This is a genomic window from Aurantimonas manganoxydans SI85-9A1, assembly GCF_000153465.1.
Classification (GTDB): Bacteria; Pseudomonadota; Alphaproteobacteria; order Rhizobiales; family Rhizobiaceae; genus Aurantimonas; species Aurantimonas manganoxydans.
This window is the reverse complement of the sequence record NZ_CH672387.1, coordinates 197,918-216,903: the sequence shown is the minus strand read 5'-3', so window position 1 is coordinate 216,903 and position 18,986 is coordinate 197,918. Positions and strand designations below refer to the sequence as shown.

The window sequence follows — 18,986 nt, the reverse complement described above, 5'->3', positions numbered from 1 at the left end:
TTCTATCTTTCTTTCACATAGGGAACGCCGCCGGCCTTGGGCGGAGTGGCCTTGCCGACGAAGCCGGCGAGCAGGATCACGGTGAGGATGTAGGGCAGCGCCTGCACGAACTGCACCGAAATCTCGCCGATCAGCGGAATCTCGACGCCCTGGACGCGGATCGAGATGGCGTCGAGGAAGCCGAAGAGCAGGCAGGCCAGCATCACCGGCAGCGGCTTCCAGTTGGCGAAGATCAGCGCCGCCAGCGCGATGTAGCCCTTGCCGGCGGTCATGTCGCGGGTGAAGCCCGCCGCCTGCGCGACCGCCAGATAGGTCCCCGCAAAGCCGGTGAGGATGCCGCAGATGATCACCGCCCGGTAGCGCAGCCAGGTCACCGAGATGCCCGCCGTGTCGACCGCCGCAGGGTTTTCGCCGACGGCGCGCAAGCGCAGACCGAAGCGGGTGCGGAACATCACCCACCAGGTCAGCGGCACCATCAGGAAGGCGACATAGACGAGGATCGCGTGGCCGGAGAGGATGTCGGCATAGATCGGGCCGATCACCGGCACGTCGGCGATGACGGCTGCCCCCGGCAGTTCGATGGCGCCAAAGCGGCTGTCGCCGGACAGGCTCGGCGTACGCCCGCCCTGGGCGAACCAGGCCTGGCCGAGGATGATGGTCAGGCCGGCGGCGATGAAGTTGATCGCGACGCCCGAGACGATCTGGTTGCCGCGGTAGGTGATCGAGGCAAGGCCGTGGATCAGCGAGAAGCCGGTCGCGGCGAGAACGCCGACCAGCAGCCCGAGCAGCGCCGAGCCCCAGACCGCCGCGGCCGAGGCCGAGGCGAAGGCGGCGATCAGCATCTTGCCTTCCAGCGAGATGTCGAAAATGCCGGAGCGTTCGGAATACAGGCCCGCCAGCGCCGCGAAGAGCAGCGGCGTGGACAGCCGGATGGTCGAATCGATGACGTTGATCCAGGCGCCGGCATCCATCAGCGGGACTCCTCGACATCGGCGCCCGCCGGCTCCGCGGTGCGGAACCGCACCCATTGATAGGCCGCGCCGACGCCGGGCCGGAACATGTTCTCCATGGCCCCGGCAAACAGGATGACGAGGCCCTGGATGATGACGATCATGTCGCGCGAGATCGCCGGCATGTCGAACGCGAGTTCCGCCCCGCCTTGATAGAGGACGCCGAACAGGATGGCGGCAGGGATGATGCCGGCCGGGTGGCCGCGCCCCATCAGCGCGACGGCGATGCCGACGAAGCCGGCGCCGCCGGGGAAATCGATCAGCAGCCGGTACTGGTCGCCCATCACCGGGTTCAGCGCCATCATGCCGGCGAGCCCGCCGGACACCATCATGGTCACGACGATCAGCCGTGTATGCGACATGCCGGCATAGCGCGCGGCGCGCGGCGAAAAGCCCAGCGTACGGATCTCGTAGCCGAGCCGCGTGCGCCAGATCAGCACCCAGACGAAGAAGGCGGCGGCGAGCGCCACGAACAGCGAGACGTTGAGCGGGGCGCCGCCGAGATTGAAGCCGAACAGCGCGAACAGCTCCTTCAGCTTCGGCAATTGCCCGCCCGCCTCGAAGGTACCGGTGCCCGGCGACATGGTGCCGGCGGGCTTCAGCGCGCCGACGAGGAGATAGACCATCACCGCGGCGGCGATGAAATTGAACATGATCGTGGTGATGACGATGTGGCTGCCGCGCTTGGCCTGCAGGATCGCCGGGATGAAGGCCCAGGCCGCGCCGAAGGCGCAGGACAGGGCGACCGCCAGCGGCAGATTCAGCCACCAGGGCAGGATGCCGCCCAGCGTCAGCGCCACCGCGGCGACGCCGAGGCCGCCGATATAAGCCTGCCCCTCCCCGCCGATATTGAACAGCCCGCCATGAAAGGCGACCGCCACGGCGAGGCCGGTGAAGATGAAGCTGGTGGCGTAATAGAGGGTGAAGCCGATGCCCTCGCCATAGCCGAAGGCGCCGCGGATCATCAGCGCCGCGGCCTCGACCGGGCTTTCGCCGACGACGAGGACGACGAGACCGGCGACGGCGAAGGCCACGACGAGATTGATCAGCGGGATCAGGCCGTAGTCGATCAACGGCGGAAGCTTGGCGTAGGGGCGGCTCATGTGGGGGTCACTCGTCGCTCGCGAGAAGGTCGAGATGACCGTCGTCGGACAGCTTGAAGAACGGGTTGTGGGCATATTCCCACAGATGCCCGTCGAGATCGCGGAAATTGCCGGAGAACCCGCCCCAGAAGACCTCTGCCGGCGGCTTCACCGGCAGGGCACCGGCCGCGAGTGCCCGATCATAGGCCTCGGAGACCGCGTCGACGGAGGCGAAATTCACCGCCAGCGCCACCGATCCGGAGCCCACCGGCAATTCGCCCTCGCCGCCATCGGCGATCATCTCGTCGCGATTCCACAGGCCGAGGACGATCGACGCGCCGATCATGAAGGCCGTCGATTCGACGCTCTGTGGCGCTTTCGTCCAGCCCAGCGCCTCGTAGAAGGCCACGGCCCGCGCAACATCGGCAACGCCGAGCGTGACGAGGGAAACCCGCGCCGCGCTCATTCCGCCGCCTCCTGGCCCTCGATCCCGGCCATCAGCAGGCCGAGCTCGCCTTCGCCGGCATCGGGGCTACGCTCGCCGACGATGCGGCCGGCGAACATGACGAGGATGCGGTCCGACAGGGCGCGGATCTCGTCGAGCTCGACCGAGACGAGCAGGATCGCCTTGCCGGCGTCTCGCATCTCGATGATACGCCGGTGGATGAACTCGATCGCGCCGACATCGACGCCGCGGGTCGGCTGGCCGATCAACAGCACGTCCGGATCGCGCTCCATCTCGCGGGCCAGCACGATCTTCTGCTGGTTGCCGCCGGAAAAGTTCGAGGTCTTCAGCCGGCAGTCCGGCGGACGAATATCATAGGCCTTGATCTTGGCCTCGGCGTCCCGGCGCATGGCGTCGCGGTCGAGCAGCGGCCCCTTGGCGAAGCGCGGATCGCCCTGGTAGCCGAGAATGGCGTTCTCGTTTTCCTCGAAGGGCAGGACGAGGCCCATATGGTGGCGATCCTCCGGCACATGGGCGCAGCCCATGCGGCGAATCTCGGCCGGATCGACCTCCTGCGAGGGGTCGATGTCGCGCCCCAGCATGGCGATGCGGCCGCTTTCGGCCCGGCGGATACCGGCCAACGCCTCCAGAAGTTCCGACTGGCCGTTGCCCGCGACGCCGGCAATACCGACGATCTCGCCGGCCTTCACGTCGAAGGACACATCCTCGACCATGACGACGCCGCGCCGGTCGCGCACCGTCAGACCCGTCACGCTCAGCTTCACGTCGCGCGGCGCGGCCGGCGCCTTGTCCACCGTCAGGAGCACGCGACGCCCGACCATCAGCTCGGCGAGTTCGGCCACATCGGTATCGGCGGTACGGCGCGTCGCCACCATCTCGCCCTGCCGCATCACCGAGACATTGTCGGTGATCGCCATGATCTCCCGCAGCTTGTGGGTGATCAGGATGATCGTCTTGCCTTCGTCGCGCAGCTGCCGCAGCACCGCGAAGAGGTGGTCGGCCTCGGCCGGGGTCAGGACGCCGGTCGGCTCGTCGAGGATCAGGATGTCGGCGCCGCGATACAGTGCCTTGAGGATCTCGACCCGCTGCTGGCGGCCGACGGGAAGCTCCTCGACGATGGCGTCGGGGTCGACGTCGAGCGAATGGTCGCGCTCCAGCCGCTTCAGCTCGGCCCGCACCCTGGCGATGCCGGAAAACAGCAGCGGCGACTGCTCGGCGCCGAGCATGACGTTCTCGACCACGGTGAAGTTCTCGACCAGCATGAAATGCTGGTGGACCATGCCGATGCCCGCCGCGATGGCGGCGTTCGGATCGGAGATGTCCACCGTCTTGCCGCCGACTTTGATCGTGCCGGAATCGGCCTGGTAGAAGCCGTAGATGATCGACATCAGCGTCGACTTGCCGGCGCCGTTCTCGCCGATGATGCCGTGGATCGTGCCACGTTCCACCGCCAGATTGATGCGCTTGTTGGCCCGCACCACGCCAAAGCTTTTGTCGATGTCGATCAGTTCGATCGCCGGATCGGGCATGCAGATTCTCTGGCCTGACGTCGTTCGCCGGAGCTTAGAGAGCGGGGGCCGTGAATGCCAGTCCATAAGCGGCCCGCACCGCATCGCCGGATCGGGCGTTGCGTTGGCGGCACGCATACGGGATGAGTCGGCGAACGGGGACGACGGACGAGAGCGGCGATGCCGGACGACAGACAACAGGACAGACCGGGGCCGGGACGACGCGAGGCCTACCGGGCCTTCGTGCCGTTGACGACGCGCTGGTCGGACAACGACATCTACGGCCACATGAACAATGTCGTGCACTACGCCCTGTTCGACAGCGCGGTGAATGGCTGGCTGATCGCCAACGATCTTCTGGACATCCATCGCGGTGACCGGATCGGGCTCGTGGTGGAGACCAGCTGCCGCTACTTTGCCGAACTCGCCTTCCCCGACCCGGTCACGGCCGGCATAAGGGTGGGCCGGCTGGGCACCTCATCGGTGCGCTACGAAGTCGGGCTGTTTCGCGGCGAGGCCGACACCGCGGCGGCGGAAGGGTTCTTCGTCCATGTCTATGTCGACCGCCACACCCGCCGCCCGGCCCCGCTGGACGACCGGCTGCGCAACAGGCTTCTGGAGCTGACCATATGAGCGAGACCGACGACGGCAACGAAAAGCGGATCGAGGATCTGGAGATCATGGCGGCCCACCAGGCGCAGATGATCGAGGATCTGTCGGAGGAACTGCAGCGGGCCTCCGCGGCGATCGAACGGATGCAGCGCAGCCTGCGCTCGCTGGGCGACCGCTTCGAGGCGCTGGAGGACGTGGCGATGCCGCGCCCGGAAAACACCAAGCCGCCGCACTACTAGGCGGCGGCCCGGCCGGACGTTACAGCAGCCGGGCGATCCGCTCGGTCAGAAGCGCGAAATAGGCATCGGAATCGCCCGAACGCACCCAATGGGCGTTCTGCGGCCGGCCGGTGACGCCCCAATAGTCGCAGACCGTCATGCCGCGGGTCAGAAGACTGCCGGTCTCGACCTCCACATTGACCGGGCGCGCCGTGAAAATGTCGGGGCGCAGCACGAAGGCGGTGACGCAGGGATCGTGCAGCGGCGCGCCCTCCCAGCCATATTTCTCCACGTCGAAGCGTTCGGAAAAATTCAGCATCGCCGCGACCGCGGCGCCCGAGCTGTTGCCGAGATCGCCGAAGCCGGCGATCCGGGCGCGCGTCGAGCGCATGAAATGGGTCACGTCGAGGGGCAGGACGGTGATCGCCGCGCCGCTGGCGAAGACGATCGCGGCGGCCTCGGGATCGACATAGATGTTGAACTCGGCCGCCGGCGTGATGTTGCCGCACTCGAAGCAGCCGCCGCCCATCAGGACGATGTCCTTCAGCCGCGCCGCGATGTCGGGCGCCTTGGTGAAGGCGACGCCGAGATTGGTCAGCGGGCCGAGCGCCATCAGCCTGATCGTCCCGGCCGGATGGGCGCGGATCGTCTCGATCAGGAAATCGACGCCATGGCCCTCGCGCGCCGTGAGCGTCGGCTCCGGCAGGTCCGGCCCGTCGAGGCCGGTCTGGCCATGCACGTGCTCGGCGGTGACCAGCGGGCGCAGCATCGGCCGTTCGCAGCCGGCATGAACCGGGATCTCCGGCCGGCCGGCCAGCTCCAGCAGCTTCAGCGCGTTCTTCGTGGTCAACGACAGCGGAATGTTGCCGGCCACGGTGACGATGCCGAGAATGTCGAGCTCCTCCGGCGAGGCGAGCGCCGTCAGGATGGCAACGGCGTCGTCCTGGCCGGGATCGGTGTCGAAGATTACTTTCTGGGTCATCGTTCCTGTCCTTCGCCGTTGTCCGCGGCCCGCCGATAGCACCGCGCGCCGGACGGCGAAAGCGTGCAGGTACCGAGCCCCGATACGAAAAAGGCGCCCCGTGAACGGGACGCCTTTCGATCATGCCACGACGACGCGAGGGATCAGTAAGGGCAGCTGGAATCGGTGCTGTAGTCGTGCACCTCGATCTTGCCGTCGATGATGTCCTGCCGCGCCTGGTCGACGGCGGCCTTCATCTCCTCGGTGATCAGATCGGCATTGTGCTCGTCGAGGGCATAGGCGACGCCGTCACTCTCGAGGCCGAGGGTCACGATACCGGGCTTCCACTCGCCCTTCGCCGCGTCCTCGAAGGTCGTGTAGACCGCCGTGTCGACGCGCTTGACCATCGAGGTCAGGACGTGGCCGGGAAACAGCATGTTCTGGTTGGAATCGACGCCGATGCCGTATTTGCCCGCGTCGGCCGCGGCCTGCAGCACGCCGATGCCGGTGCCGCCGGCAGCATGGAAGACGACGTCGGCGCCCTGGTCCATCTGCGACTTGGTCAGTTCGCCGCCGCGCACCGGATCGTTCCAGGCCGCGCCCGTCGTGCCGGTCATGTTCTCCAGGACCTTGGCGTCCGCCTTCACCGACTTGACGCCGCCGGCATAGCCGCAGGCGAATTTCGAGATCAGCGGAATGTCCATGCCGCCGACGAAGCCGACCGTGCCGGTCTCCGACTTCATCGCCGCCAGGATGCCGACGAGGTAGGAGCCCTCCTCTTCCTTGAAGAGGATCGACTGGACGTTCGGCGCGTCGACGACGGCGTCGATGATGGCGAACTGGGTGTCGGGATATTCCTTGGCCACCGCTTCCAGCGCCGCGGCCTGGCTGAAGCCGACCGAGATGATCGGGCTGGCGCCGTCACGGGCGAACCGGCGAAGCGCCTGCTCGCGCTGGGCGTCGTTGGTGATCTCGAATTCGCGATATTCGGTGCCGCTGTCGGCCTTGTACTTCTCGGCGCCGTTATAGGCGGCCTCGTTGAAGGATTTGTCGAACTTGCCGCCGAGGTCGTAGAGAAGCGCCGGGGCGAAATCGGCGGCCGAGGCCGAGGAAGCCGAAAGGAGCGTGGCGGCCAGAAGTCCGGCCAGGAACTGTTTCATGTGATCGGATCCCTGTTGCAATGGGCTGGTGGCGACAGGCCCTGGGACCCGTCTGGCTCGCGGCGCTGGGACAGCCCCGCGTCTGGCCCGAAGACTGACACGGCAGAAGCCGGAAATCACGCGGATTCAAATCACTTGGTGTACGCGCCGCCACTGCACCGGACAGATCGCCCTGCGCCGCGGCACGCGATTCCTACGCCCCCATCCGCAGCGTCATCCTCAGGCTTGACCCGAGGACCCATGCCGAGACGCTCCAACCGCCACTCCGGCGACGAACGAGATCCCGAAGTGCCGCAGCGACCGATGGCTCGTGCACGACCTCGGCCACGCCGCCGGCGCCTATTGCGCCGCTTCTGCCCCGAGACCCACCGGGCAGGACACGCCGGTCCCGCCGACACCGCAATAGCCGCTCGGATTCTTCGCCAGATATTGCTGGTGATAGCCCTCGGCATAGTAGAACTCGCCGGCGGGGCGAATCTCGGTGGTGATCGTCCCCTTGTGGCCAGCGGCCGTCAGCGCCTTCTGGTAGGCGGCCTTCGACGCCTCGGCGGCGGCCCGCTGATCCTCGGAGGTCAGGTAGATGCCCGAGCGATACTGGGTGCCCATGTCGTTGCCCTGGCGCATGCCCTGGGTCGGATCGTGGCCCTCCCAGAAGGTCTTGAGCAAGGCCTCGTAGCTGATCTTGGACGGATCGAAGACCACCAGCACCACCTCGTTGTGACCGGTCTGGCCGGTGCAGACTTCCTGGTAGGTCGGGTTCGGCGTCGTGCCGGCGGCATAGCCGGCGGCCGTCACCACCACCCCCGGCAGTTGCCAGAACTTGCGCTCGACGCCCCAGAAGCAGCCCATTCCGAAGATCGCCGTCTCCAGCCCGTCGGCGAACGGGCCCTTCAGCGCCTCGCCATTGACGAAATGGGTCTCCGCCGTCTCGATCGGCGCATCGCGGCCCGGCAGCGCATCCTCGGCGCCCGGCAGCTTCATCTTCTTGGAAAACATGTCGAGAATATACATGGTCTGCTCCTAGCTGTCGTTTCTGGCGGTCCGGTCAGCGCGGCGAAGGCCGGCGCCGGGACCATGGCGTGCGGCCGAGGACGAGGAAGACGAGGCCGGCGACGCCCGCGGTGATGGCCACGGACCAGCCGCCGATCTCGCGGGTCGCCGTGGCGAGCGTCGCGCTGTCGGTCGCCGGCGGCAGGCTGCTGCCGATCAGGGCCAGCGCCTCGGCGACAGTCAGAAGCCGCGCCGTCTCGGCCGCCAGGCTGCGGGCGATGTCGCCGACGGCGAACACCACGCAGACGCAGAGGAACAGCGTTCCGATCAGGCGCAGCAACAATCGCATCGTCTCTCCCTCGCATCGTTCCGTGGCCCGCTTCGCGCTTCCGGCGGCCCGGCCCGTCATCTCGACCCATCATGCCGACAGCCTGCGGCGAAGCAGCCGTGACGGCGAGACTAGCACATTCGAATGGCCCACTGAGGATAGGTGGGAGCACTGACGCGCCGGCACAATCGCGACCGACGGAAGGCCGCATCACGGTTTGGCGAAATCGGCTCTTGAACCGCGAAGCGTTCTGGCTATAGTCCGCGCCGTTCGAGAGGGCCGCGAACGCACTGATTTGGTGCGCTCCGGCCCGGTCGCCTTTCAGGCGTCACAGACGGCCAGACCGCCCGTTTGTAGCCTCGAACATCTGGTGAGGTGGCCGAGTGGTTGAAGGCGCACGCCTGGAACGCGTGTATACGGGAAACCGTATCGAGGGTTCGAATCCCTCTCTCACCGCCATTCTCCCGACTCATCTTCAGAACCGGACAGCCATAGTCTGCGCCGTCGCGCGCCGTCGGTTCGACGTACGCAAGAGAAGCCCGGCGGACCGTGTCATGTCGAGTTGCGACATCGCTGACAGGATACAACGACGGCGCTGGACCTGCCCTTGCGGGACTTCATCCGCTACAGGGGTAGTCCCTGTTCTTTGCCCCACGCCTTGCGAGCCTGAATATCCTCGCCGACGGCCATCGCGAACCGGCATAGGCGGCGGGCCCTCGGCCAGCGCCCACGTGACGATCCCTGCCTGGCCACGCGGTCCGATCGATACCCGGCTGGCAAATACCTGACCTTTCCGTCGGACAATCGCGCATCTGCCCTGCTCTGGTAACCGTTTTTTTCGTTCCCGGCTGGGATGTTAGCGGTCCCCAGGAGGCTTCATGGCGACTGCGCATCATATTCTCGTCGTTGACGACGACCCCGTCTTTCTCGCAGTGGCCGAGAGCGTCGTGCTGTCCCTGGGTGACCATACGGTGACGACGGCCTGCGACGGCGTCGAGGGACTGGCGGCGCTGCGTGCCGCACGCCATCCGATCGACGTCATCGTGCTCGACCTGAACATGCCGAAGATGGACGGCCTGGCCTATCTGCGCAGCCTCGGCGAGCAGGGCTATGGCGGCGCCGTGCTGCTGTCGAGCGGCGAATCCGAGGCCATTCTCGACGCGGCTCGCCGCATGGGCGAGATGCTCGGCGTGCACATCTGCGGCTCCCTGAAGAAGCCGATCCGGACAGCCGATTTCGTTGCGCTCCTGGAGACCTGCGAGGCCCGTTCGCAGACGCAGAAGCCTGCCAGGGGCCCGGCCAGCGGCGCAGCGTCCACCACCGCGCGCGGAACGCTGCTGCCCTATTACCAGCCCCAGGTGGATCTCGTCTCGCTGGAAGTCACCGGCCTCGAGGCGCTGATCCGTCTCGATACCGTCGGCGGCGAGATCCTGGGGCCGCAGGCGGTCTTCCATCCCGGTCTTCGCGAGGCCGACCTTCCCCCCCTGACCATCGAGATCGCGACGCGGGTCATGGACGACATCGCCGCATGGCGGGCCAAGGGCGTCACGCGCCGCGTCTCGATCAATCTCGATGCCCGGATCATCGAGGTGCCCCATGTCATGCCGGCGCTGTTCGGTCTGGCGGCCGAGCGCGACCTCGCCCCGTCCGGCATCACCTTCGAGCTGACCGAAACCGCCCTGCCCAGCTCGATGACCGACATGATCGAGATCCTGACGCGGGCGCGCATGGCGGGCTTCGGCGTCTCGATCGACGATTACGGCACCGGCAGCGCCAATTTCGCGCTGCTGCGCCTGTGTCCGTTCAGCGAGCTGAAGGTCGACCGATCCATCGTCCAGGCCTGCGTCCACGACCGCATCTCGCGGCGTTTCCTGGAGAACACCGCGATCACGGCGAAGGATCTGGGCATGGCTGTGGTGGCCGAGGGGGTCGAGACGAGCGAGGAGCTCGCCATCGTCCGCGAGGCCGGCATCCACATCGTCCAGGGCTATCTCTACAGCAAGCCGCTGCCCGCCGCCGACGCCTTCGTCCTCACCGACTTCGCGCATGCCTCGCGCCGGTTCGGGTCGGCCTGACCCGGTGGCCGGGCGACAAACCGGTTGCGCTGCCGGGCCGGCCTGTCCGGCCGTGACGCTGCCGCGATCACGGTGGCGCCAGAGCTTGCGTGCAGGATAGACCCATGCCCGCATCACGACAGGCCCCCGCCCCGCGGGTCCGACTCTGGCGCTCCCTCGGGTTCCGCCTGTCGCTGGTCGTCGTGCTGGCGGTCATGGTCGGCGTCACCAGCACGGTGGGCTTCTTCGTCTTCCAGGATTTCCGCCAGACGGTCACCGCCGAAGAGGACCGCCTGAAGAGCTCGGCCGCCGCTTTCGCCGCCGCCGCCTCCAATGCCATCGCCAAGAACGACCGCCGCGGCACGCTGGAGGTCCTGCGCGGGATCCGTGACCTGGCCCATGTGCGCTACGCCAGCGCGGCCGATTCCGAGGGCCGGACGGTGGCCGAGATCGGAACCTCGGAAGCCCTCGTCAGCACCGATCGCAGTCTCGGCGACGGGACGCTGACGTCGGTGTTCTTCGCCGACACGATCACCGGGGCCGCTCCCGTCCGCAAGGGCGGCATCGTCGTCGGCACGATCGCCATCCATGCCGACATCGCCTGGCTGCGCGGCCTGTATCTCCACAATCTCCTGATCTCGCTCCTGGTCGGGGCATCCGTCCTCGCGGTGACGGTTCTGGTTGCTTGGGTGCGGATCGCCCGGATCATCAATCCGCTGCGTGCCCTCGCAGGCGAGTTCGCCGATATCGGCGAGCGTTCGGACCTGTCGAAGCGACTGCGGGTGGTCTCGAACGACGAGGTCGGCGTTCTCTCCGGGGCCTTCAACGACATGTTTGCCCGCATCGACGAACGCGACCGGCTGCTGCAGCGCCACCGCGAAACGCTGGAGGACACGGTCACCCTGCGCACAGCCGAAATGCGCAGCGCCAAGGACGAGGCCGAGCGGGCCAATGCCGCGAAGTCGGAATTCCTCGCCACGGTGAGCCACGAGATCCGCACCCCGATGAACGGCATGCTGGTCATGGCGGAGATGCTGTCGGCGGCGCCGATCCCGAGCCGCTATCTGCGTCACGCGGAGATCATCCTGCGCTCCGGGCGCGGGCTCCTGAACATCCTCAACGACATTCTGGACATGTCCAAGATCGAGGCCGGCCGGCTCGACCTGGAAGAAATTCCGCTGTCGGTCGACACCCTGGTCGAGGACGTCGCCAGCCTGTTCGCCGAAAAGGCGCGCGAGAAATCCCTGTCGATCGCCACGATGATCGACGTCGACGTGCCGGCCGAGGTGATCGGCGATCCGGTCCGCATCTCCCAGGTGCTGACGAACCTCGTCAACAACGCCCTGAAATTCACCGAGACCGGCGGCGTCACCATCGCGGTCGAATGCGTTGCGGCCGAGGACGCCGGTGGGCCTCCGATGCTGGGGTTCACCATCCGCGACACCGGCATCGGCATTCCCGCCGACAAGCTGGGCAAGCTGTTCGGCCGCTTTACCCAGGCCGACCAGACGATCACCCGCAAGTTCGGCGGCACCGGCCTGGGTCTCGCGATCTCCAAGCAGCTGGTGGAGGCCATGGGCGGCACCGTGCGGGTGACCAGCGAGGAAGGCGTCGGCTCCTGCTTCGGCTTCGAGGTCGCGCTGGAGATCCACCGCCCCGCGCTCCGGCCGCAGAGCCTTTCGGGCCGCACGATCCGGCTTCTCGACGCCGACCCGATCACCGCCGAAGCGACCGCCACCCTTCTGACCCGGCGCGGCGCCACGGTTCTGCGCGGCGACGCAACCGGCCCCTCCCCGGCGCTGGTCCTGACGCGCGAGGCGCATCTGGCGACCGCTTCCTTCACCGCGCATGGGCCGATCGTGGTGCTGCGCGCCAGCGACGCCCGCATCGCCGAGGGCGAGAGCGCCGACATCACGGTCGCGGGGGCCATGGCGCTGCCGCTGCGCCGCAGCGAGATCGATCATCTGGTGCAGGCGCTCGCGACCGGCGATTTTGCGGCCCTGCGCGACGACACGCCGGCCATGGAGACCGCGGCGATACTGCCCGACATGTCCGGCCTGCGCGTCCTTGCGGTGGACGATGTCGCGGTCAATCGCGAGGTGCTGAAGGAAGCCCTGGCCACGCTCGGCGTCACCGCGGCGCTGGCCGAGAGCGGCGAGACCGCCGTGGCGATGAGCGAGCGCGACGCCTACGACATCATCTTCATGGACTGCTCCATGCCCGGCATGGACGGTTTCACCGCGACGCGCCTCATCCGCGAGGGCGAGCGGCATGCCGGCCGCCAGCCCGCGACCATCGTCGCGCTGACCGCCCACAAGGACCCGGGCAGCGCTGGCGAGTGGCAGAGCGCGGGCATGAACGCCTATCTGACCAAGCCCTTCACGATCCCCCAGATCTCGCGGGTCCTCGGCGACTTTGCCGGCACCCGCCCGGCGAGCGACCAGCCCGGGTCGAAGCCGGACGGCCCGTCCACCGACGCCTCGGCCCCTGCGAGCGGTCCCCTCCTCGATCCGGCAACTCTGGACATGCTGGCATCGCTGGTGAAGCGAAGCGGTCCGGCGGTTCTGCAGAAGATCGTCGGCCTGTTCGCGGCCAACGCGCCGAAGGCGCTCGCCGACCTCCGGGAGGCCGTCGCCACGGGCAGCGAGGATACGGCCCGGCTGGCGCACGCGCTGAAATCCATGTGCAACAGCGCCGGTGCCGCCCGTGCAGCCGGGTTCTGCGGCGCGGTCGAGGCGGCGGCCCAGGCGGGCGAGCCGATCGCGCCCGGCATGCTCGACGACATCACAGCCACACTGGCCGACAGTCATGCCGCCCTGGCGGCGATCGCGATAACGCCGGACGCCGATCCAGCCGAGCAGTCGGCATGAAGGCGGTCCGGGACACCACCGCCCGGACGCATCCTTGGACACGCGAAAGCTCAAATGCGAAACGCCGGATTCACCTCGTCCTAAAGGCTTGTGAGCTAAGAAAAATTCGTCATCTCACCACGACCGGCACCCTGACAGAGGAGGCATGACATGACGCAGCGTCTGAATGCCTTCGCAGCCTCGACCCAGGGCAATGTCGCCACGATCGTGGCCTTGCTCGCGCCGCTCCTGATTTTCATCATGGGCAGCGTCGTCAACCTGTCGACCGCCCACTCCGCCCATTCCCGCCTGCAAAGCGCCGCCGACAGCGCGGCACTGGCGGCCGCGCGTGAACTCTACATGGCCAACAGCCGGCCGGAGGTGCTGAAGAGCGTCGCCTATTCCTTTGCCATGACCAATCTCGGCAATCAGGCGGAAGGCGTCTCGATCGACGTCAAGATCGGCGGCCGATCGGATGCGACGGCTGCGGAATCGGCGATCTCCACCGAGGTCACGGTCACCCTCAACAAGGATTTCGGCACGTCGCTGCCCATGCCCGACCTGACCGGTGCGATCGGCGCGCTGACGGCCAGCGCCACGGCCCGCATCGCCGGCGGCGGCCGCATCTGCATGATCGGCCTGACCGGCGAAGGCAAAAGGGCCATCGACATTTCGGGCAATGCCCAGGTCCAGGCGGCCGATTGCGCGGTCTATTCCAACTCGATCGACCCCAGCGGCCTGTCGGTCACCAAGGTGGCGAAGCTTTCGAGCGAACTCGCCTGCTCCTCCGGCGGCTATGACGGGATCGAGTCGAACTACGAACCCTTGCCGCTGACCGATTGCCCGGCTGTCAGCGATCCCCTGTCCTCGCGCATTCCGCCGGTCCCCACGAAATGCGATCACAAGAACCAGAAGATCTCGAACAACAACCAGATCCTGTGGCCCGGCACCTATTGCGGCAATCTCCAGGTCAGCGGCTCGAAGATCACCCTGCGGCCCGGCACCTACATCTTCTGGGACGCTCAGGTGAAGCTCCACAAGGGGACCGAGATCACCGGCGATGATGTCAGCCTCGTCTTCATCGGCAAGACGTCCAGCCTCGATCTGAAAAACGATTCGTCGATTTCCCTGTCGGCCGCGAAGGACGGGCCGATGGCCGGCATCCTGATCTATGCCGACAGCGAGAAGGACAGCGGCCGCAGCTTCAAGATCGAAAGCGCCAACGCCCGGCGCATGATCGGCACGATCTACCTGCCCCATGACGAGCTCACCATCGGCGGCGACAAGAATGCCGATGGCAAGTGCGACATCACCGCCGCCGACGATACGGCCGATACGGGCTCGCCCGGCTGCAAGTCCAATGTCGGCGAGTTCTCGGACTGGACGGCGCTCATTGCGGACAAGATCACCGTCACCTCGGGCGTGAAACTGGTCCTCAACGCCAATTACGCCGATTCCGACGTGCCGGTCCCGGCCGGCGTCGGCCCGGTCGGCGGCAATATCGCACTCAGCAAGTAAGCCCCCGCTGCGACGGGAGCCTGTCTCAGGCGTCCGCGAACGCGCCGGGATTGCGACGCCAGACCGAATAATTGAGGCACGCGGCCAGCCCGGCCCATGCCAGATACGGCACCAACAGCCAGGCCGCGATCGCATCGATCGGCGCGAACAGCGCGATGTTCACGGCGATCACGCCGGCCATCGCCACGACGTCGGCAAAGGCGAGACCCGGCCGGTGCAGGCCGAAGAACAGGCCCGACCAGGCGGCGTTGAGGACAAGCTGCAGGCCGTAGACGGCGAAAGGCAGCGCCACCAGGCCGGCGGCCTCGTAGACCCGCCAGCCGGCCACCGCGATCATCAAATAGAGAAGTGTCCAGACGATCGGAAAGGCGAGGTTCGGCGGCGTCCAGCCCGGCTTGTCGAGGCGCGCGTACCAGGGCCCCGGCTTGAACACCACGCCGCTGATGGCGACGACCGCGACGATGGCGATGAAGACGAGAAGGCTGGCGATCGCCGCAAGGCTCATGATGATCTCCCGATCGGATTGGATCGTGGCGCCATCCGCAGGGGCGGACGCCCACCGGATATAGGTGGTGCGGATCACGGAAATCCGCGACGGATTGTCTAGAGAAACGGGCTCCGCCAGATCCAGATCGCCACCGCGGCAATCACCGCGATCGGAGCGCAGATCTGCAACGGCCGCAACCGCTCGACCGACGGCTGCCCGTCGTCGTTGGGTGCGGCGATTCGGTCGAGGATCCCGAGACTGGCAAAGCCGGCGATCTGCAGAAGCGCGGCGGCCAGCGGAAACGCCCAGATGGTCGCCACGAGGCTGGCGACGCCGGCGAGAAACAGCCCGATCATGACGACGATCTCGGCAATCGCCGCACCGCCCGGCTGGCGCAGGCTCGCCCCGCGCCGCACGCCGGCAACGAACATCAGCACGGATGCGCCCCAGAACAGGGTGAGATTCAGCGCCAGGAAGGACTGGGCCTCCGGCGCGAACCACAGAATCAGCGCGCCGGTGAGCAGCGGCAGCATCGCCCCATAGACGAACAGCCGGTCGATCCGGGGCGACCGCGCCCGCTTCCCACTCCTGCGCTCGCGGCTGTCCATGTCGGCCCTTTCCATTGCGAGGGCCAAACGGCAACGACCCCGCCGGGTTCCGGCAGGGTCGAAGACGTGCGGTGCCTGGTTGCCGTTCGGCGGTGGATACGCCGCCTAGTTGCGGATCATCTTCGGCAGCCAGAGCGAGACTTCCGGGAACACCGTCAGGATGACCAGCGTCAGCACCAGCGGCACATAGAGCGGCATCATCTTGATCAGGATCTGCCGCATCGACACCCGCGTGATGTCGCTGAGCAGGAACAGCGCCAGACCCATCGGCGGGGTCAGGAGGCCCAGCATCAGGTTGAAGATCGTCACGATGCCCAGATGCACCGGGTCGACGCCGGCCATGTGCAGCGGCTGCGCGATGATCGGCACAACCAGCAGCGTCGCCGTGGTCGAATCCAGGAACATGCCGACGATCAGCAACAGGATGTTGACCACCAGGAGCAGCATCAGCGGGTCGGTGCTGACGGTCAGCAGCCAGCGGGCGGCCATCTGAGGGATCTGCTCGATCGCCAGGATCCATCCGAAGATCGACGCGGCGGCAACGATGATCAGGATGGCCGAACTGCTCTTCACCGTCTCGTAGGCGGAGCTCAGAAGATGCTCGACGGTGAGCGTGCGATAGACGAGACCGCTGATCAGAAGCACGTAGACCACCGTGACCGCCGCCGCTTCCGTCGGCGTGAAGTAGCCGAGCAACATGCCGGCGACGAGCAGCACCGGGGTCATCAGGGCGGGCAGCGCGGGCACGAAGTCGGTGCCCAGTTCGCGCAGGGTCGGCCACCGCTCCGAACGCGGGAAGTCGTGGCGATAGGCGAGGATCGCCACGGTGATCATCAAAAGGATCACGCACATGATCGCCGGAATGATGCCGGCGAGCAGCAACTGCACGATCGAGACGCTGGTCACCGAGCCGTAGATGATCAGCGGGATCGACGGCGGGAAGATCGGGCCGACCACCGCCGAGGCGCCGGTCAGGGCGCCGGCAAAGCCGCGGTCGAAGCCACGCTCGGCCATCGCCTTGACCTCGATCTTGCCGAGGCCGCCGACATCGGCGAGCGCCGCGCCGCTCATGCCCGAAAAGATCAGGCTGGAAACGACGTTGACCTGGCCGAGACCGCCTGGCACCCGGCCGACCAGCGTGTCGGCGAACTTGAAGATGCGCTCGGTGATGCCGGCCTGGTTCATCAGATTGCCGACGAAGATAAAGATCGGCACCGCCACCAGCGGGAAGGAATCCAGCGCGTAGCTCATCCGCTGGCCGATCAGCTCAATCGGGATGTTGCCGAGAAGGACGTACAGCACCGACGGGATCAGGATGGCCAGCACCACCGGCCAGCCCAGAAGGAAGGACAGCGCGAAGCCGCCCAGGATTGCGAAACTGCTCATCGAATAGGCCTCGTGCGGGCGCGTGGCCCTAGATGTGCACCACGTCTTCGCTCGGCTGTTCCTGCGCGAAGGTCACGTAGAGGGGGTCATGACGCCAGGCCTTCAGGGTCTGCAGCGCGCATTCGACGGCCGCCAGCGTCAGACCGAGGAAGCCGGACGCGAAGAAGATCCAGTAGGGGATGTTCAGCGTCGGCGTCGCATTGTCGAGATTGCGCAGCGTGGCGATGGCGACCGAGGTCGCGGCCACCGCGAAGGCGAGGCCGCCGGTGGCCGGGATCGCGACACGCAGCACCCGGCGCAGCCGCTCGGGCAGGGCCGACAGCACCTCTTCCATGCGGATCGAGGCCCCGGACGAGACGACATAGGGCAGCGTCACGAACACCACGCAGATCAGCATGAACCGCGCCAGTTCCTCGGCGCCCATGAAGGGTCGCAAGAAGAACTGCCGCAGCACCACCTGCAGCACCGGCAGCCCGATCATCACCGCCAGAAGCAGCACCGAAACGGCGCGGAACACCCGCCGGACCGGTTCGAGAACGCGGTCGGCCGTGCCCACCCGGGCATCGGCATGGGTGACGTCGAGATAGTCGTTTGAATTGAGATCGCTCATGGCACAATCCACGGCAGGGAACCCCCACCGGCAGGCGGCAGGGGTTCGCGGGTTGTCGATCGTGGCCTACTGGATGGCGCGGATGCGCTCCATGTACGGACCCCAGCTCGGGAAGTCCTTGGCGACCTGTGCGTCGACGCCGGCGCGGAAGGCCTCGATGTCGAGGCCGTCGGCTTCGGTGATGAAGGTCATGCCCTTGTCGGTCAGTTCGCCGACGAGCTCCTTCTCCGCCGTCATCGCCTTTTCGAGGGTCTCGTCCGCCAGTGTGTCGAGGGTTTCCAGGATTGCGGTCTGGTCCTTCTCGTCGATCGACTGCCAGACATCCTCGTTGATGAAGACCGGCAGCACGTTCTGCATGTGGCCGGTCAGCATGACGTGGGTCTGCACCTCGTAGAGGCCATTGGCGTTGATCATGGTGAGCGGGTTTTCCTGACCGACGACCATGCCGGTCATCAGGGCGGTCGGCAGCTCGCTGACCTCGACCGGGGTCGGGATGGCGCCGAAGCCGGAGACCATCGTCGTCCACAGCTGCAGCGGCACGCCGCGGAAGGGCTTGCCCTCCAGATCGGCCGGCGTCCTGACCGCCTGATTGGCGGTCATCTGCCGGGCGCCGCGGAACAGCCGGCCGATGATGCGCATCCCGCCCTTCTCGACGAGCTGCTCGTTGAATTCCTGCATGACGTCGGAGGTCTGCGGATCTGTGGCGGCCAGAGCATGGGCGCCGTCGCGATAGACGAAGGGTGCCGAGAACACCGCGATGTCGTCGACGAGCTGCGCCAGCGAGGCGAATTCATGGTGGCCCATGGAGATCGAGCCACTGCGGACGCCGTCGATCAGTTCCTGCACGCCGCCGAGCTGCGAATTCGGGAATACGGTGACGGTGACGCGCTCCTCCGTCGCCTCCGGAATGCGCTCCTTCGCACGTTCCGCATACCAATGCTGGATGTCACCTTCCGAGCCCACATGGGCGTAACGCAGGTCCATGGCCTGTGCGCCGGCCGTGGCGCCAGCAAGCGAGAACCCACAGGCAGCAAGCCCCAGAGCGAGTTTCTTGATCAATGACACGTCGTTTCCTCCCGAATTGACGATTGTCCCCCGTCCGTTTGCCAAAGGCTCCTCCAACGGACTAGAGAATTCTG

At 66.8% G+C, this 18,986-nt stretch carries 18 protein-coding genes and 1 tRNA gene; 6 read left to right on the top strand and 13 right to left on the bottom strand.

Annotated features, from left to right (window positions below; genetic code table 11):
• Nucleotides 1-2: 2 nt before the first annotated feature.
• From SI859A1_RS01320 to SI859A1_RS01305, 4 genes are read right to left on the bottom strand one after another with little or no spacing between them, the layout of a single operon-like run.
• Nucleotides 3-971, bottom strand: a complete 969-nt coding sequence (locus tag SI859A1_RS01320; protein WP_009208080.1) for an ABC transporter permease — start codon at nucleotides 969-971, stop codon at nucleotides 3-5.
• Nucleotides 971-2,113 carry an ABC transporter permease gene (locus tag SI859A1_RS01315; RefSeq protein ID WP_009208079.1) on the bottom strand — a complete coding sequence of 381 codons (1,143 nt, stop codon included), beginning with the start codon at nucleotides 2,111-2,113 and terminating at the stop codon, nucleotides 971-973. The genes SI859A1_RS01320 and SI859A1_RS01315 overlap by 1 nt, the downstream gene beginning before the upstream one ends.
• Nucleotides 2,114-2,120: 7 nt before the next feature.
• A complete protein-coding gene (locus SI859A1_RS01310; RefSeq protein WP_009208078.1) occupies nucleotides 2,121-2,558 on the bottom strand; it encodes a VOC family protein in 438 nt (145 codons plus the stop codon).
• On the bottom strand, nucleotides 2,555-4,087 hold the full coding sequence (locus SI859A1_RS01305) for an ABC transporter ATP-binding protein (RefSeq protein ID WP_009208077.1): 1,533 nt from the start codon (nucleotides 4,085-4,087) through the stop codon (nucleotides 2,555-2,557). Before SI859A1_RS01305 ends, SI859A1_RS01310 begins: the two co-directional genes overlap by 4 nt.
• A gap of 159 nt (nucleotides 4,088-4,246) precedes the next feature.
• On the opposite strand from SI859A1_RS01305, the gene SI859A1_RS01300 reads away from it, so the two are divergent.
• Nucleotides 4,247-4,699, top strand: coding sequence for an acyl-CoA thioesterase (locus tag SI859A1_RS01300; protein ID WP_009208076.1), 453 nt, complete (start codon nucleotides 4,247-4,249; stop codon nucleotides 4,697-4,699).
• Complete coding sequence (locus SI859A1_RS01295) at nucleotides 4,696-4,917, top strand: SlyX family protein (protein WP_024351583.1); 222 nt, start codon at nucleotides 4,696-4,698, stop codon at nucleotides 4,915-4,917. Before SI859A1_RS01300 ends, SI859A1_RS01295 begins: the two co-directional genes overlap by 4 nt.
• 19 nt (nucleotides 4,918-4,936) lie before the next feature.
• Here SI859A1_RS01295 and SI859A1_RS01290 read toward each other — a convergent pair whose 3' ends face one another.
• From SI859A1_RS01290 to SI859A1_RS01275, 4 genes are all read right to left on the bottom strand, one after another.
• Nucleotides 4,937-5,878 (bottom strand): nucleoside hydrolase, encoded by a 942-nt coding sequence (locus tag SI859A1_RS01290; RefSeq protein ID WP_040324963.1) that lies wholly within the window; start codon nucleotides 5,876-5,878, stop codon nucleotides 4,937-4,939.
• A gap of 143 nt (nucleotides 5,879-6,021) precedes the next feature.
• Entirely contained in the window at nucleotides 6,022-7,017 is a 996-nt protein-coding gene (locus SI859A1_RS01285) for a BMP family lipoprotein (RefSeq protein WP_009208074.1), read from the bottom strand.
• 339 nt (nucleotides 7,018-7,356) lie between these two features.
• Entirely contained in the window at nucleotides 7,357-8,028 is a 672-nt protein-coding gene (msrA, locus tag SI859A1_RS01280) for a peptide-methionine (S)-S-oxide reductase MsrA (protein ID WP_009208073.1), read from the bottom strand.
• Nucleotides 8,029-8,062: 34 nt separating this feature from the next.
• Nucleotides 8,063-8,356, bottom strand: a complete 294-nt coding sequence (locus SI859A1_RS01275) for a hypothetical protein (RefSeq protein ID WP_148233692.1) — start codon at nucleotides 8,354-8,356, stop codon at nucleotides 8,063-8,065.
• A gap of 348 nt (nucleotides 8,357-8,704) precedes the next feature.
• Between SI859A1_RS01275 and SI859A1_RS01270 the strand changes: the two genes are divergently transcribed.
• From SI859A1_RS01270 to SI859A1_RS01255, 4 genes are all read left to right on the top strand, one after another.
• Nucleotides 8,705-8,794 (top strand) — tRNA-Ser (locus tag SI859A1_RS01270).
• 419 nt (nucleotides 8,795-9,213) lie between these two features.
• Nucleotides 9,214-10,410 carry an EAL domain-containing response regulator gene (locus tag SI859A1_RS01265; protein ID WP_009208072.1) on the top strand — a complete coding sequence of 399 codons (1,197 nt, stop codon included), beginning with the start codon at nucleotides 9,214-9,216 and terminating at the stop codon, nucleotides 10,408-10,410.
• 104 nt (nucleotides 10,411-10,514) lie between these two features.
• Complete coding sequence (locus SI859A1_RS01260) at nucleotides 10,515-13,259, top strand: ATP-binding protein (protein WP_050767397.1); 2,745 nt, start codon at nucleotides 10,515-10,517, stop codon at nucleotides 13,257-13,259.
• A 150-nt stretch (nucleotides 13,260-13,409) separates the two neighbouring features.
• Nucleotides 13,410-14,756 (top strand): TadE/TadG family type IV pilus assembly protein, encoded by a 1,347-nt coding sequence (locus SI859A1_RS01255; protein ID WP_009208070.1) that lies wholly within the window; start codon nucleotides 13,410-13,412, stop codon nucleotides 14,754-14,756.
• Between the two features lie 25 nt (nucleotides 14,757-14,781).
• Here the strand turns inward: SI859A1_RS01255 and SI859A1_RS01250 are convergent, their stop codons facing one another.
• The 5 genes from SI859A1_RS01250 to SI859A1_RS01230 all read right to left on the bottom strand — a co-directional run bounded on the left by SI859A1_RS01250 (nucleotide 14,782) and on the right by SI859A1_RS01230 (nucleotide 18,912).
• Nucleotides 14,782-15,261: a TspO/MBR family protein gene (locus SI859A1_RS01250; protein ID WP_009208069.1), complete on the bottom strand. Its 480-nt coding sequence runs from the start codon at nucleotides 15,259-15,261 to the stop codon at nucleotides 14,782-14,784.
• Between the two features lie 98 nt (nucleotides 15,262-15,359).
• The gene (locus tag SI859A1_RS01245; RefSeq protein ID WP_050767396.1) at nucleotides 15,360-15,851 is read right to left on the bottom strand and encodes a DUF3429 domain-containing protein; all 492 of its coding nucleotides are present in this window, start codon (nucleotides 15,849-15,851) and stop codon (nucleotides 15,360-15,362) included.
• A gap of 105 nt (nucleotides 15,852-15,956) precedes the next feature.
• Nucleotides 15,957-17,237, bottom strand: coding sequence for a TRAP transporter large permease (locus SI859A1_RS01240; RefSeq protein WP_009208067.1), 1,281 nt, complete (start codon nucleotides 17,235-17,237; stop codon nucleotides 15,957-15,959).
• A gap of 28 nt (nucleotides 17,238-17,265) precedes the next feature.
• A complete protein-coding gene (locus SI859A1_RS20100; protein WP_050767395.1) occupies nucleotides 17,266-17,847 on the bottom strand; it encodes a TRAP transporter small permease in 582 nt (193 codons plus the stop codon).
• A gap of 66 nt (nucleotides 17,848-17,913) precedes the next feature.
• On the bottom strand, nucleotides 17,914-18,912 hold the full coding sequence (locus SI859A1_RS01230; protein WP_040324959.1) for a TRAP transporter substrate-binding protein: 999 nt from the start codon (nucleotides 18,910-18,912) through the stop codon (nucleotides 17,914-17,916).
• Nucleotides 18,913-18,986 lie beyond the last annotated feature (74 nt).

What these genes read in the sequence shown, in the direction of transcription:
- SI859A1_RS01290 (WP_040324963.1), bottom strand. Translation starts at nt 5,878, where the DNA reads ATGACCCAGAAAGTAATCTTCGACACCGATCCCGGCCAGGACGACGCC.
- SI859A1_RS01320 (WP_009208080.1), bottom strand. Translation starts at nt 971, where the DNA reads ATGGATGCCGGCGCCTGGATCAACGTCATCGATTCGACCATCCGGCTG.
- SI859A1_RS01300 (WP_009208076.1), top strand. Translation starts at nt 4,247, where the DNA reads ATGCCGGACGACAGACAACAGGACAGACCGGGGCCGGGACGACGCGAG.
- SI859A1_RS01310 (WP_009208078.1), bottom strand. Translation starts at nt 2,558, where the DNA reads ATGAGCGCGGCGCGGGTTTCCCTCGTCACGCTCGGCGTTGCCGATGTT.
- SI859A1_RS20100 (WP_050767395.1), bottom strand. Translation starts at nt 17,847, where the DNA reads ATGAGCGATCTCAATTCAAACGACTATCTCGACGTCACCCATGCCGAT.
- SI859A1_RS01275 (WP_148233692.1), bottom strand. Translation starts at nt 8,356, where the DNA reads ATGCGATTGTTGCTGCGCCTGATCGGAACGCTGTTCCTCTGCGTCTGC.
- SI859A1_RS01240 (WP_009208067.1), bottom strand. Translation starts at nt 17,237, where the DNA reads ATGAGCAGTTTCGCAATCCTGGGCGGCTTCGCGCTGTCCTTCCTTCTG.
- SI859A1_RS01245 (WP_050767396.1), bottom strand. Translation starts at nt 15,851, where the DNA reads ATGGACAGCCGCGAGCGCAGGAGTGGGAAGCGGGCGCGGTCGCCCCGG.
- SI859A1_RS01305 (WP_009208077.1), bottom strand. Translation starts at nt 4,087, where the DNA reads ATGCCCGATCCGGCGATCGAACTGATCGACATCGACAAAAGCTTTGGC.
- SI859A1_RS01285 (WP_009208074.1), bottom strand. Translation starts at nt 7,017, where the DNA reads ATGAAACAGTTCCTGGCCGGACTTCTGGCCGCCACGCTCCTTTCGGCT.
- msrA (WP_009208073.1), bottom strand. Translation starts at nt 8,028, where the DNA reads ATGTATATTCTCGACATGTTTTCCAAGAAGATGAAGCTGCCGGGCGCC.
- SI859A1_RS01315 (WP_009208079.1), bottom strand. Translation starts at nt 2,113, where the DNA reads ATGAGCCGCCCCTACGCCAAGCTTCCGCCGTTGATCGACTACGGCCTG.
- SI859A1_RS01295 (WP_024351583.1), top strand. Translation starts at nt 4,696, where the DNA reads ATGAGCGAGACCGACGACGGCAACGAAAAGCGGATCGAGGATCTGGAG.
- SI859A1_RS01260 (WP_050767397.1), top strand. Translation starts at nt 10,515, where the DNA reads ATGCCCGCATCACGACAGGCCCCCGCCCCGCGGGTCCGACTCTGGCGC.
- SI859A1_RS01250 (WP_009208069.1), bottom strand. Translation starts at nt 15,261, where the DNA reads ATGAGCCTTGCGGCGATCGCCAGCCTTCTCGTCTTCATCGCCATCGTC.
- SI859A1_RS01255 (WP_009208070.1), top strand. Translation starts at nt 13,410, where the DNA reads ATGACGCAGCGTCTGAATGCCTTCGCAGCCTCGACCCAGGGCAATGTC.
- SI859A1_RS01265 (WP_009208072.1), top strand. Translation starts at nt 9,214, where the DNA reads ATGGCGACTGCGCATCATATTCTCGTCGTTGACGACGACCCCGTCTTT.